Source organism: Maricaulis sp. (assembly GCF_017643475.1).
GTDB lineage: Bacteria > Pseudomonadota > Alphaproteobacteria > Caulobacterales > Maricaulaceae > Maricaulis.
Genome location: NZ_JAEPNI010000005.1, coordinates 64,905 through 77,670, shown reverse-complemented (window position 1 = coordinate 77,670; position 12,766 = coordinate 64,905). Strand labels below are relative to the sequence as shown.

The 12,766-nt window shown below is 61.2% G+C and carries 7 protein-coding genes; 4 read left to right on the top strand and 3 right to left on the bottom strand.

The window, feature by feature from the left end; all coding sequences use genetic code 11:
- Positions 1 to 68 precede the first annotated feature (68 nt).
- The 3 genes from JJ889_RS15290 to JJ889_RS15280 are packed head-to-tail and all read left to right on the top strand — an operon-like array spanning position 69 to position 4,780.
- Positions 69 to 1,001, top strand: a complete 933-nt coding sequence (locus JJ889_RS15290; RefSeq protein WP_291896604.1) for a glycoside hydrolase family 16 protein — start codon at positions 69 to 71, stop codon at positions 999 to 1,001.
- A gap of 35 nt (positions 1,002 to 1,036) precedes the next feature.
- Complete coding sequence (locus JJ889_RS15285; protein WP_291896602.1) at positions 1,037 to 2,512, top strand: MFS transporter; 1,476 nt, start codon at positions 1,037 to 1,039, stop codon at positions 2,510 to 2,512.
- Between the two features lie 54 nt (positions 2,513 to 2,566).
- Positions 2,567 to 4,780, top strand: coding sequence for a glycoside hydrolase family 3 N-terminal domain-containing protein (locus tag JJ889_RS15280; RefSeq protein ID WP_291896599.1), 2,214 nt, complete (start codon positions 2,567 to 2,569; stop codon positions 4,778 to 4,780).
- 33 nt (positions 4,781 to 4,813) lie between these two features.
- On the opposite strand, the gene JJ889_RS15275 is transcribed toward JJ889_RS15280, so the two are convergent.
- From JJ889_RS15275 to JJ889_RS15265, 3 genes are read right to left on the bottom strand one after another with little or no spacing between them, the layout of a single operon-like run.
- Positions 4,814 to 6,196: an ADP-ribosylglycohydrolase family protein gene (locus tag JJ889_RS15275; protein ID WP_291896597.1), complete on the bottom strand. Its 1,383-nt coding sequence runs from the start codon at positions 6,194 to 6,196 to the stop codon at positions 4,814 to 4,816.
- Between the two features lies 1 nt (position 6,197).
- Positions 6,198 to 8,795 (bottom strand): glycoside hydrolase family 3 protein, encoded by a 2,598-nt coding sequence (locus tag JJ889_RS15270; RefSeq protein ID WP_291896595.1) that lies wholly within the window; start codon positions 8,793 to 8,795, stop codon positions 6,198 to 6,200.
- 56 nt (positions 8,796 to 8,851) lie between these two features.
- The gene (locus JJ889_RS15265) at positions 8,852 to 10,678 is read right to left on the bottom strand and encodes a glycoside hydrolase family 9 protein (protein WP_291896592.1); all 1,827 of its coding nucleotides are present in this window, start codon (positions 10,676 to 10,678) and stop codon (positions 8,852 to 8,854) included.
- A gap of 338 nt (positions 10,679 to 11,016) precedes the next feature.
- On the opposite strand from JJ889_RS15265, the gene JJ889_RS15260 reads away from it, so the two are divergent.
- Positions 11,017 to 12,663 (top strand): sodium/sugar symporter, encoded by a 1,647-nt coding sequence (locus JJ889_RS15260; RefSeq protein WP_291896589.1) that lies wholly within the window; start codon positions 11,017 to 11,019, stop codon positions 12,661 to 12,663.
- Positions 12,664 to 12,766 lie beyond the last annotated feature (103 nt).

Sequence of the window (12,766 nt, the reverse complement as noted above, 5' to 3'; positions counted from 1 at the left end):
ATTTATGGGGAGGTGTGGCTGTGCGACGTATCGTGCTGGCCCTTGCGGCAAGTATTGTAATACCTTCAATGAGTTGGGCTCAGTGTGGTGGCATTGATCACCAGCGCGCGGGCGCGGGTGATTGGCGACTCGTCTGGTCGGATGAGTTTGACGGGGCGAACCTCGATCCTGATCGCTGGACCCGGGAAGTCGACTGTTGGGGTGGCGGCAATGAAGAGCGTCAGTGTTACACGGCCTCGGAACGCAATGCCCGCCTCGAGAACGGTTGCCTGGTCATTGAGGCGCATCTCGAAGAGACAACCGGGCCCGCCTGGCCTGCCCGCCTGATGGATGATCTGACCGCGGAACAGCGTGACGAGATCAAGACCCAACCCTTCAGTTCTGCCCGTTTGAATACGGCCGGAATGGGGGACTGGCGATATGGCCGTGTCGAGGTTCGCGCCCAACTGCCTGAAGGACAGGGGACCTGGCCGGCCATCTGGATGCTGCCCACGGATGAAGTTTACGGTGGCTGGGCGCTCTCGGGCGAAATCGATATTCTCGAAGCGGTCAATCTTGGTGCGCCGTGCGAGGATTGCGACGGGCCGGTTGAGAACCGCATGTTCGGCACGTTGCATTTCGGCGGAGCCTGGCCCCACAACCGTTATCAGAACCGCCGCACAACCCTGCCGACCGGCTCGGATGGTGAGCAAACATTTCACGTGTTCGCGATCGAGTGGACGGAAGGTCGTGTCGAGTGGTTTCTCAACGGGGAGAGTTACGGCAGCCTGACTCCAGACGAGTGGAGCACGGATTCTCCGCTCGCAGATGGCAATCCGAACGCGCCGTTCGACCAGCGTTTCCACTTGATCCTCAATCTCGCAATCGGCGGGCATCTGGCGGAAAGCCATACCGCCGGTGGTGTGGATTATGACGGGTATCCGCGGCAGTTCCTGGTGGACTGGGTACGTGTCTACGACTGCCCCGAAGACCTCGAAACCGCGCAGGCCTGCGCCCACTAAAGCGTCCCCGGCGGGCGGGAAGATAGGACGAAATCATGACTGAATCTGTTGCAAAAACGCGTCCGGAAGATCGTATTTCCTTCCTGCAGAGACTGGCCTACGGCTCCGGTGCCTTTGCCAATAATCTGCTTGCAGGCTCGATCGGTGCGATGATGGTCGTCCTGAACATCGGTCTGGGCATGGACCCGGTCCTGGTGGGGCTCCTTGGCGGCCTCCCACGTTTCTTTGACGCCTTGACCGACCCGATTGTTGGTTATGTGTCCGACCGCACCCGCTCTCGTTGGGGGCGCCGCCGGCCGTACATCTTCTTTGGTGCCATCGCCACCGCGATCGCCTTCGGCATGCTCTGGCAATTGCCCGAGGGACAGACGGAAATGTTCTATTTCTGGTACTTCCTCATAGGCTCATTCATCTTCTTCCTCGCCTATACGTTCTTTGCCACGCCCTGGGTGGCACTGGGCTACGAGCTGACGCCGGACTATGACCAGCGCAACCTGCTGATGGGCACTCAGAATTTCATTGCCCAGTTGGCGTATTTCATCCCGCCATGGCTGGTGTTCTGGGCTCAGAACGAGAACCTGTTCGACAATATGGTTCAGGGCACTTCGGTGATCGCCTGGGGTATCTCGGCGCTGGTTGTGCTTTTTGGCACCGTGCCTGCGGTCTTCCTGCGCGAACGCATGGCCGACGTGGCCGCGCGCGAGCTTGAGGAATCAAGTGAGGACCGTCGCGGCATCATCGGCAATATCTGGGACTTCATGAAAGGGTTCGGCTCCGCGCTTTCCTTTACCCCATTCCTGAAGCTGTGCGCAGCGACCTTCCTGGTTTTCAACGGCTTCATCATGATCGCCGCCTTCCAGTTCTATGTTGTCGCTTACTACGTGTTCTCGGGCGATATCGAGGCCGGTGCAGCACATAATGGTGCTGTCGATTCCGTCAGGATCGCCTTCTCCTTCGTGGCTGTCGCCGTGGTTGCCTGGATGGCGACGAAGGTCGGCAAGCGCAAGATGTTCGGGATCGCGATCGGTATCGCGGCTCTGGGGTATGGACTGAAATGGTTCCTCTATGACCCGACCGCGCCGTGGTTGCTGTATTTCGCGGCGCCGCTAATGGCCTTTGGCCTTGGTGGTCTGTTCACCCTGATGCCGTCCATGGTCGCTGATGTGGTGGATATGGACGAGTTGCGGACGCACCAGCGTCGTGAGGGCATGTTCGGATCGATTTTCTGGTGGGTGGTCAAGCTCGGCCAGAGTGTCGCCATTGCGCTGGGTGGATATCTGCTTGCCAGCACTGGATTCGACGAGGCGCTGGGCGGAAACCAGGCCGAGTCGACGCTGTTCTGGTTGCGGGTCTGGGATGTGGTCATCCCGGTGGGCTTCTATCTGATCGCGATCTGGTTGGTCACCACGCTGGATATCAGCCGCGAGTCGGCAGCCAAGGTGCGCGCCGAGCTTGAGGCCCGTCGAGGCAAGACCGGTGAAGGCGAAACCGCCGCGGAAACCAATAACTGACAACAGGTACGGGGTGGCGTTCTGCGCCCCTGAGTGAAGTACGGGATAGCCGTCATGAGTAGTGCACGGGATATGAATTCATTGGGTAAGGCACAGGATGTGGAGACGCGGATCGGTTCGCTTCTCGAGGTCATGTCGATCGAGGAAAAGGTGGGTCAGCTGAACCAGGTTCAGTGCACGGGCCCCAACGTGGTCGAGGACCTGGCGCACGGCATTCGGTCGGGTCGCGTTGGTTCGGTGATCAACGTCGTTGACCCCGATGCCATCAACGCCATGCAGCATATCGCCATACACGAGAGCCGACATGGCATTCCCCTGCTTATCGGGCGTGACGTGATCCATGGCTTCAAGACCGTGGCGCCCCTGCCGCTGGGACAGGCCGCCAGCTGGAATCCGGGTCTCGTGCGCGAATGCGCGCGTGTATCCGCTCAGGAAGCGACCGCATATGGCATCAACTGGACGTTCGCACCGATGATCGACATTGCCCGCGATCCACGCTGGGGCCGGGTAGCGGAGAGCCTGGGCGAGGATCCGTTCCTCGCCAGTGCTCTGGGCGCGGCCATGGTTGTGGGTTTCCAGGAAAGTGCCAACGGCGAGGCAGATACCCTGATCGCGTGTGCCAAGCATTTTGCCGGTTATGGCGCATCGGAAGCCGGTCGTGATTACAACACCACCAATCTTCCCCTGAACGAGATGCGCAATGTCTACCTGCCGCCGTTCAAGGCCGCACGTGAGGCCGGTGTCGCTACCTTCATGACGTCGTTCAGCGATATTGACGGCATTCCGGCGACCGCCAGCGATTTCCTGCTGGATGAGGTCCTGCGCCAGGAATGGGGCTTTGATGGTGCCGTGGTCAGTGACTGGGATGCCATCCACCAGCTGTGTGTTCACGGCCTGTGTGAAAACGATGTCGAAGCGACCTATCTCGCAGCCCGTGCCGGTGTTGATATCGACATGATCAGCGGTGTCTACGAGCGACATATTCCGGAGCTGGTGGCGTCCGAACGATTGCCGATGGAGCGTCTCGACACCCTGGTTGGCAATGTGCTGCGCGTGAAAATCCAGGCGGGGCTGATGGACCGTGATGTCACGGTGCTTCCCGAGGAGCCGGCGCGCATGTCAGGTCTTGCGCTTGTGCGCGAGGCCGCCGCCCAGAGCCTGGTTCTTTTGCGTAATGAAAACGCCGTCCTTCCGCTGGAAGCCACGCGCCTTGACCGCCTCGCAGTGATCGGTCCGCTTGCGGATGAGCCGGCTGAGCAGCTGGGAACCTGGGTCTTTGACGGTGATCCGGCCCGCAGCGTCACGCCGTTGGCCGCTCTGCATGCCATGCTCGAGGGCGAGGTCGAGATTGATCATGTGCGCGCGCTGGAAACGACGCGCAGCCGTGATCGATCACAGTTTGACGCGGCCTTCGCAGCCGCACAGTCCGCCGATATGGCGATTTTCTTTATCGGTGAAGAAGCGATCTTGTCCGGTGAGGCCCACAGTCGCGCAGACATTACGCTCCCGGGCGTCCAGGCAGACCTGGTGCGGCACGTGCGTGGCGCGGGCAAGCCGGTGATTGGTGTCATCCTGGCGGGACGTCCGCTGGCGATGGGTGATATTGCCGACCAATTCGACGCACTGATCTATGCCTGGCATCCAGGCAGCATGGGCGGTCCGGCGATCGCGGATACCCTGTTCGGGCGCTGCGTGCCAAGCGGCAAGCTGCCGGTCAGCTTCCCGACCATGTCGGGCCAGGTTCCGATCTATTATGCCCACAAGCAGACCGGGCGTCCGGCGACACCGGAAACGGTCATTCACATTGATGATATTCCCAGTGGGGCCGAGCAGACATCACTGGGCATGACGACTTTTCATCTCGATGCCGGATATTTGCCGTTGTATCCGTTCGGCTTCGGCCTGAGTTACACGACATTTGACTATGCCGACCTGTCGATTGATCGCCATCACGTGCCTCTCGGCGGGCGTGTTGTGGTCGAGGCTTCGATCACCAATACCGGTGATCGGGCCGGGACCGAGATCGTGCAGCTCTATGTCCGGGACCGTTTCGGCAGCCTGACGCGCCCTGTGCGCGAGCTCAAGGGATTTGAGCGTATTCACCTCGAGCCGGGTCAAAGCCATCGTGTCCGCTTCGAATTGCACACGGATGAGCTGGCGTTCTATGGCCGTGACGGTGCTTTCGCGGCGGAACCCGGTGACTTCGACGTCTGGGTCGCGCCCTCCAGTGTCGGCGGTTTGCACACGCATTTCGCTATCACGGCATAGGTTGCAGGGGCGGTCGGGCAAGGCCCGGCCGGCCTATCCGTCTCGCGGTTCTGTTGGGCCGGGCATCGGGATAATCCAGCTGAGGCCGTCATCACTCAAGCGGCCGCCAAGACGTGTCAGGACAACGCGTTCAGTAATGGCCTGTCCCTTCTCTGCCATCGCCGTGAATGTGTCTCGCCCCGAATTCGGGAAGCTCCGCCGTGTCCGATGAATGTCGAACTCTTCCGACAGCGGCATACCAAATGCGGCCTCAACGCCGTCTCTGCCCAGCATGAAGCCGAGCAGTCCGCCCCACGTCGCTGCCGGATTGTCGGAGTCCCATCCGGCAAGTGTGGCGATACGAATGGTCTCGCGGATATCGCCCTCGCCGTAAAAGAGGCTGATCAGGCTGGCGCCGAAATTGATGCCGGAGGCAAAACATCCATTGCAGTACAAGCCGCGTTCCGAGATGTCGTATCCATCCTCGCCACGAACCTGATAGCGCTCATACAGTGCGTCACGGGTGTCTTCCCAGGGCTGGCCGGAGGCATGGGCCGCGGCTACGAAATCGAACATCGCGGCGGGATAGTCATCGTCCCGGAGGGTTTCACGGGCTTGGAACGCCATAGCGCGGACCTGCTCGGCCATGGCTGTGCCTGGCTCTGATCGAGCCGCCAGAGCATGCAGGGTGATGTAGAACAGCGCGGCATCCTCGGCGGCCCCGCGCGCCGTGGTCTGCACGGGCAGGTGCCCAAGTTCCCGGGCGATGTCCGGCCGGCCCGGTGCATACAGCCCGAAGATCTCGGTCGTCAGCTGGGCGTCGATCATGTCGGTATGGGGATTGTACTGCGCGTTTCCGGTCGCCGGCGGGATGACCCCCTCCAGCATCAATTCATGGGCGCGCTGATTGGAGACCCAGAGATAGTTCTGCCAGACCTCACCGTCGCGGCCATAGGGCGTTTCCTCGCGCTCGTCATAGATATGCGTCAGCCAGGCGTCCCGGATCATCTCTCCGGTCAGCGCGGTCGCATCGGAGTGGTAGAGGGCCTCCTGGTAGAGATACTCGATATCGGTGTCGTCGTCGGCGCCCCAGGTCTCGCCGGGGCGACGCAGGACAAAGTCGATGACCGGTGAGATGTCACTCGGCTGGCCTTCGCCCCAGATCGCCGGCTGGTCCGGCTGTCCCCAGTCCGCGCGGGTATAAAAAACGCCGTGCGGGCCGTCGCCGCCGATTTTGTCCATCTCGGTGACCAGGCCGGTCCAGTTGCCGATCGACTGTCCCAGCCAGAAACCGTGCAGCCGGGACACATAGTCCGCGCGAGACAGGACCAGTATCGTCTCGTCCTGGTGTGATGCTGGTGTCGGGGTGCACGCTGAAAGGCCTACGGCCGCGATGCCGGTGACCAGCATCGCGGCGCGTTTCGGGAGCGCCAGCATCCTAGCGATCATCGCCACAGGTCTGCGCGGCGTCCGTGTCGGAGGCGAGCACGATATCGCCGAGACCGATCTCGCCCTCATCGCTGTCTGGGCTCAGTTCGAAGACCGAGGACACCCGGCTGAGATCCATCCCCGCCTCGCTGAAACAGCTCAGGCTGACACGGTACTCCCGCCAGGGGCCTTGGGTGATCTGGATGGGCACTGAATGGGTGCATGCATCGCCGCTATCGCAGGTCATGCCGACATTCACCCATACATCCGTGCTGCCAAACCCGCGCGCACGGAAAGAGAGTTCCATCTCGCCATTGGCCTCGCGGGAGAGGTCAAAGGCCTCTTCGGTCGTGAGGCGAACGCCGACGTCGGGCTGACGCCAGGTCATCTGCAGCGAGTCTTCCTGGGAGATGCGATCCGTGCGTCCCAGCGTCATCGCGTCAGAGGTCAGGCGGCCATCGGCCTGCGCCGTCCACTCGCCCGCCAGACCCGTTTCCACGCGCCAGGGGCTGATCGCCTGTCCACGCAGGAAGAAGGATCCGCTGGGGGTGAGATCTTCTTCTGAAAGCCCTGACACCTCGGAGAGGGTGCCCACGCTGGAGGTGTCGGAGAAACTCAGTCCGTAACCATAGGCGAATTGGGGCGCATAACTCGCGTCGCCACGATTGAGTTCAGCGGCGACTGCGCTCGCAGGCCAGGAGAAGGAGAGGCGTCCGGTGAAGTCGAAACCCGGATCCGTGCGGAACAGCATGTCAGCGATCCCGCCGCCCTCGGTGCCGGGTAGCCAGGCGGCAACGAAGGCATCGGAGGCATTGATCTCAGGATTGGTCCACAGCGGGCGACCCGAAAGGAAGACGCTGACCACCGGTGTGCCGGCTTCGGAAAAGGCGTTCAGGCGGGTGGTGTCGAACCCGTTCGGTACGAAATCGAGATGATCGCGATCACCCTGGAACTCCGCATAGGGTTCCTCGCCATAAACCGCGATGACCACATCGGCCTCGACATCACCGCTGCCCTCGACGTCAAACACGACCGATCCGCCGGCCGCCTCAACCACCTCACGGATGCCGTCCAGGATGGTCTGGCCAGCCGGGAATTCCGAATTGGGGTATCCACCGCCCTGCCAGGACAGGGTCCAGCCACCGGCCGTCTTGGTGATGCTGTCTGCGCCATCGCCGACTACCAGCACTGTGAGACCCGGATCCAGAGGCAACAGATTGTCCTCGTTCTTCAGAAGAACGAGGGATTCGCGGACTGCCTGGCGTGCGACAGCGCGGTGCTCCTCGGCGGCAAGAACGCTGGTGTCATTCGCCAGCGGGCGCTGGCTGGGCGCGACCTGTTCGAATACGCCGGACTGAATCTTGACGCGCAGGATGCGGCGCACGGCATCATCCAGGCGCTCCATCGAGATGCGGCCCGCCTGCACATGCTCCAGCGTGCTGTAATACAGCTCCTGCCAGCTATCCGGCGCCATGAACATGTCCACGCCGGCATTGAAACTCTCTGGGCAGTCGGTGGCCGTACAGCCATCGATCAGGCCGTGGCCATTCCAGTCACCGATCACGAAGCCATTGAAGCCCATACGATCCTTGAGAACATCCTCGAGCAGGCTGTGATTGCCGTGCATGCGGATGCCGTTCCAGCCGGAGAACGAAGCCATGACGGTCTGAACGCCAGCCGGAATCGCGGAGTAGTAGCCCTGGGCATGAATATCGCGCAGTTCCGCCTCGCTGATCACCGCATCGCCCTGGTCGCGTCCGTCAACTGTGCCGCCATCGGCCAGGAAGTGCTTGGCACTGGAGATGACCCGGCCCGTGGCCATGAACTCATCTGTTCCCGGACGTCCCTGCAGGCCCCAGACAATGCGTTCACCGTAGGCGCGGACGATTTCCGGGTCCTCGGAGAAGCCCTCATAGGTCCGTCCCCACCGGTCATCGCGTGGCACTGCGAGCGTGGGGGCGAAGGTCCAGTCATGCCCGGACACTGACAGTTCGCGCGCGGTCACGCGATAGATTTCCTCGATCAGCTCCGGGTTGTTGGCGGCGCCCAGGCCGATATTGTGCGGAAACACGACGGCGCCGCGCAAATTGGCGTGTCCATGCACCGCATCAATGCCCCAGATGATCGGAATGGCGATCTCGACACCCTCCGTGTCGATCGAGGCATTGAAATAGTCATCTGCTGCTGCCAGCCAGGTTTCGGCATCGGCATAGGGTTCCGGTCCAGGCGCCGAATTGCCGCCGCTGAGCACCGAGCCCAGGCGATACTGTCGCACTTCCTCCGCCGTGACTGACCCGCTGTCAGCCTGGATGACCTGCCCGACCTTTTGTTCCAGCGTCATCAAGGCGAGAACAGAATCGATGCGTGCCTCGACCTGCGGGTCCAGTGGCAGCGGTTCGATGGCGGGCCAGCTGTCCGGATTGGCGGTCGCGGAAGCCGGCAGGTCGACAAAGACAGGCTCGACAGCAGCTTGCGCTGCTGGTTCAGCGTTCGCGGTTGAAGATTCTTCCTCCGGCTCGGTCGCCGCGGGCTGGCAGGCAGCCAGACTGAGCGAGATAGATAATGCGAGACCGGACACGGTTGCCTTGCGCGATTGATTGAGTGACATTTCTTCCCCTTTTTCGGCAGCGCAGAAGCGGCCCGAAGGCGCTCTGGCTTCTTTCTCTATTGTTGTTGAGTGGCCTCCAGGAAGGCCGAGATGGCAAACAAGGGCGCGTTCCAGTTGATCGCGACCTCATTGAGGGCATAGGCGTCGACATGGTCGGCCCAGCAGGTTTGTGGTGCACAATTCCCGCGCATTTCACGGGCGATCGGATCTGTCATCACCCGGTGATTGGGGCCTCCTGAAAGAGCGCCCGGCGGCGCGATCGGGAATTCAGGGTCGGCGCCATTGGCCCAGAAGCGATGATGGGGGTGTTGCATGGCGCGTTCGCCGTGCCCCGCGATATAGCTCTGATCAAGCGGGTTGCGGCCGAGCAAATAGTCCATCGCATGCACCACGCCGTCGCGGTATCCCTGCGTCGGATCGATATCATGGGCTGCGGCCAGGATAAGGGCGCGGTTGAGCAGGTTGGCGTTTGAGCCCCATGTGATCTCATCCGGAGTGAGCGGATAGAGATACCCCGTGCCCTGCATGTCGCCGAGATACCGCATCGCGGTGTCGATGATGGTCTGGTTCGCGGCTGCCCGCAGGGCTGTGTCACCCGCAGTCAGCTGAGCTGAGAGTTCAGCCAGTAATTCCGTATTGGCCCAGAAAACCGGTCGCCATTGATCCATCTGGCTCCGGAAGGTGTTCGCGGCGTCCAGGTAGGCCATCTCGCGCGTCGCCAGATATAATTCCGTGGCCGCCCAGTAGAACTCGTCGCGCAGATCCAGGTCGCCATAGGCGCCTCCGCCATCGAAGGTGTCGCGGGCGAGAAGGTCCGGGTGTCGCGTGGCGGCATTGAAGGCGCGTCTCGCCGCTGTCAGGCATTGTCCCGCGAAATCCGGATCCAGCTCTCGCCAGACCCGGCTGCACTGCGCGGCGGTCGCCGCAAGATTGAGTGTGGCGGCCGTCGACGGCGGAATCAGGAAGCGCGGCTGGTCGGCATCGGCAGGGAGTAGCGGCAATGGCAGCCACTGGCGTTCGTGAAGTTTGTGGTGGACCAGACCGCCGCCATCGATCCCGATCGGATGCGATACCTCGGCCCCATTTGCTCGGGCATCCACCCAGACGTGTTCGCCATCAGGTATCTGGAGCCGCAGCATGAATTCCATCTGCCAGCGTGCCTCCAGCAAAATTTCGCTGACACCTGGCTGGCTCTCCGGGAGAGGCAGGCGGTCGCCGTCCCACCCCAGCCCGGCGAGTTCGCCGTATTGCTGGAAACGTTCGAAGACATATTGCAGTGTCCACACCGCGATGCCGCCATTGACAACATACTGACCATAGTCACCGGCATCAGCCCAGCCACCCTGCGTGTCCAGCTCATACCCGCAGCCTCGCCAGACTGTGCCGGTCTTGTCTTCGCCGCTGAAACAGGTCGCGCTGGCCTGCATGAAGCCGCCTGCGCGGGCCCATTGTGCTCCGCCGGTGAACTCCGGCGTCAGATCGATGCCGAGGCGATTGAGATGGAAATAGCGCAGACTGTCCTCGGCCAGTCTCCCCCATGGCATTGCGCCAATGGAAAAGGGACGAGAGCGGGCGCCGCAGGAGATCAGCTGGAACACCGCGCCGGTCTCGCCGGTAATATCCAGTTCAATCCGGTGCACGCTTTCGCCGGCGCTGGCATCATGGCCGAAGGGCTGCGACTGACCTTCAGCCCGGATATTGCCGTTTTCGTCGACAAGCTGCCAGGGTAAGGGCCGTGTTGTTGCGGAATGCAGGATCGCGGTCTTCGGGCCCTGTTGTTCGAAGCCGAGCTGGTTCAGGACGATGGCCACAGGCGCGCCGGTGGGCTCACAATCCGAGAGAGGCTGAAGCCCCAGGCTAAGTCCCACTACAGCGGCGAACATGGTGTTTCCGTGACTCGAGTTTGTGCATTCGATGCCGTTTGATAGCGCTAACAATACGGCTGGCGCGTTCAGCTTGGCAAGTTGATTCCGTCGGCTGCCGGCGCGGAGGTTCCCGCTTTGATTGAAGCTCGTGTTATCGCAATGACATTGCCGGTGAGGCGGCGTTCGCAGCGGATGTGTTTGTCGCGCGGATCGACAAATTGGCGGGATGGCACGCATTGCGCGGAAGAATTGGTTGCGTTAACAATTGTGCTGGGAAGCGGCAATGCGACCGGTTTTTTGCGTTCAAATGAACGCCCGGCGAAACAATTCAGACCGTCGCGCCCGGGGGAGATTAAATGACACTTTCAATGATCGATCTCGTGATTGTCTTTGGCTATGCCTTCGGACTGATCGCGATCGCGACACTGGTAAGCCGCGAGAAAGCTGGCCACACCAAGGACTCAACGGATTACTTTCTTGCGGGCAAGACACTTCCGTGGTGGGCGGTTGGAGCCTCTCTGATTGCTGCAAACATCTCGGCAGAACAGATCATCGGCCAGTCCGGACAGGGGTATGTCGTCGGTTTGGCCATTGCCGCCTATGAGTGGCAGGCCGCTATTGTGCTGTTGGTTGTCGCCAAGTATTTCCTGCCGATCTTCCTCGACCGCAACATCTATACGATGCCGCAATTTCTCGATCAGCGGTTTGGCGGTGGCGTCAAGTCGACCATGGCGGTGTTCTGGATTGCGCTCTACACAGCCGTCAATCTGACCAGTGTTCTATGGCTGGGCGGCCTCGCGATCAATGCGGTGACCGGACTGGCGGTCTTGCCGGGCATGGTGCTTCTGGCCCTGTTTGCAGTGGTCTACTCGCTTTATGGCGGGCTCAAGGCCGTAGCCTTCACCGATATTATCCAGGTCGTTGTGCTGATTGTTGGTGGAGTTCTCATCACCTGGATTGCGCTGGGGCTTGTTGGTGATGGCGCTGGTGCGCTTGCCGGCTTCAATACACTGCTCAGTGGTATTCCTGGTCACTTCAACATGATCCTGAGTCCGGAGCATCCCAACTATGGCGATCTGCCCGGCATCTGGACGCTGCTCGGTGGCCTGTGGGTACTGCACTTCTCCTATTGGGGTTTCAATCAGTACATCATCCAGCGGGCGCTGGGTTCGAAAAGCCTCGCGGAAGCTCGCAAGGGTCTGGCCTTTGCGGCCAGCCTCAAGCTTCTCATCCCGGTGATCGTGGTCGTGCCCGGCATCGCTGCCCTGCACCTGGCGCAGAATGGAATGCTTGACCAGGCTGCGCTTGATGCGCGCCCGGACAGCACCTATGGCGTCCTCATGACGCTAGTCCCGACAGGGCTTCGTGGGCTTGTCTTTGCAGCTCTGATTGCTGCCATTGTCTCTTCGCTGGCATCCATGATGAACTCCATCTCGACGATCTTCACCATGGATCTCTACCGCTCATTCCGTCCGAAGAAGTCGGAACAGCATTATGTGACGGTTGGCCGAGTTACGGCTTTCTCCGCAATGCTGATCGCGCTGGTTCTGGCGCAGCCATTCCTCGGTGGTATGGAGAGCGCTTTCCAGACCATCCAGGAATACACCGGATTTGTGGCGCCTGGCGTGGTGGCGGTCTTCATCCTGGGCTTCTTCTGGAAGCGGACCAACACGACGGGAGCGTTCGCACTGCTCATCAGCTCGGTGGTGCTGTCCTTCATGTTCTGGCTGATGGCCAACCCGGCCGCGCTTGGTGGCGCCGGACAGGGACTTCTGGGTCTTGTTGGACTTGAGGCGCTGGACCTGCCGTTCGTGGTGCGGATCTGGATCGTGTTCCTAGCGTGTCTGATGATTGGCATGCTCGTCTCCATCGTCACGGGTAAACCGGTAGATGCACGGGCGGTGGACGTGTCTGGTATCAAGTTCGCGACCGATCCGGTCTTCAACATGGCCAGCCTGGCGATAATCGCGACGCTGATCGGTATCTACGTCTGGTTCTGGTAACGCCGGAACAATGCGGGCCTGTCCCCGGCACGACCGGGGGCAGGCTGGCTCCGCATAAGTCCTTGAGCGTGTGTCCAGGGAGAACTAGAAGGGGAGTTCTTCT

Excerpts from the sequence above, each read along its gene's own strand:
- JJ889_RS15275 (WP_291896597.1), bottom strand. The coding sequence starts at position 6,196 with ATGCTGGCGCTCCCGAAACGCGCCGCGATGCTGGTCACCGGCATCGCG.
- JJ889_RS15290 (WP_291896604.1), top strand. The coding sequence starts at position 69 with ATGAGTTGGGCTCAGTGTGGTGGCATTGATCACCAGCGCGCGGGCGCG.
- JJ889_RS15260 (WP_291896589.1), top strand. The coding sequence starts at position 11,017 with ATGACACTTTCAATGATCGATCTCGTGATTGTCTTTGGCTATGCCTTC.
- JJ889_RS15265 (WP_291896592.1), bottom strand. The coding sequence starts at position 10,678 with ATGTTCGCCGCTGTAGTGGGACTTAGCCTGGGGCTTCAGCCTCTCTCG.
- JJ889_RS15285 (WP_291896602.1), top strand. The coding sequence starts at position 1,037 with ATGACTGAATCTGTTGCAAAAACGCGTCCGGAAGATCGTATTTCCTTC.
- JJ889_RS15280 (WP_291896599.1), top strand. The coding sequence starts at position 2,567 with ATGAGTAGTGCACGGGATATGAATTCATTGGGTAAGGCACAGGATGTG.
- JJ889_RS15270 (WP_291896595.1), bottom strand. The coding sequence starts at position 8,795 with ATGTCACTCAATCAATCGCGCAAGGCAACCGTGTCCGGTCTCGCATTA.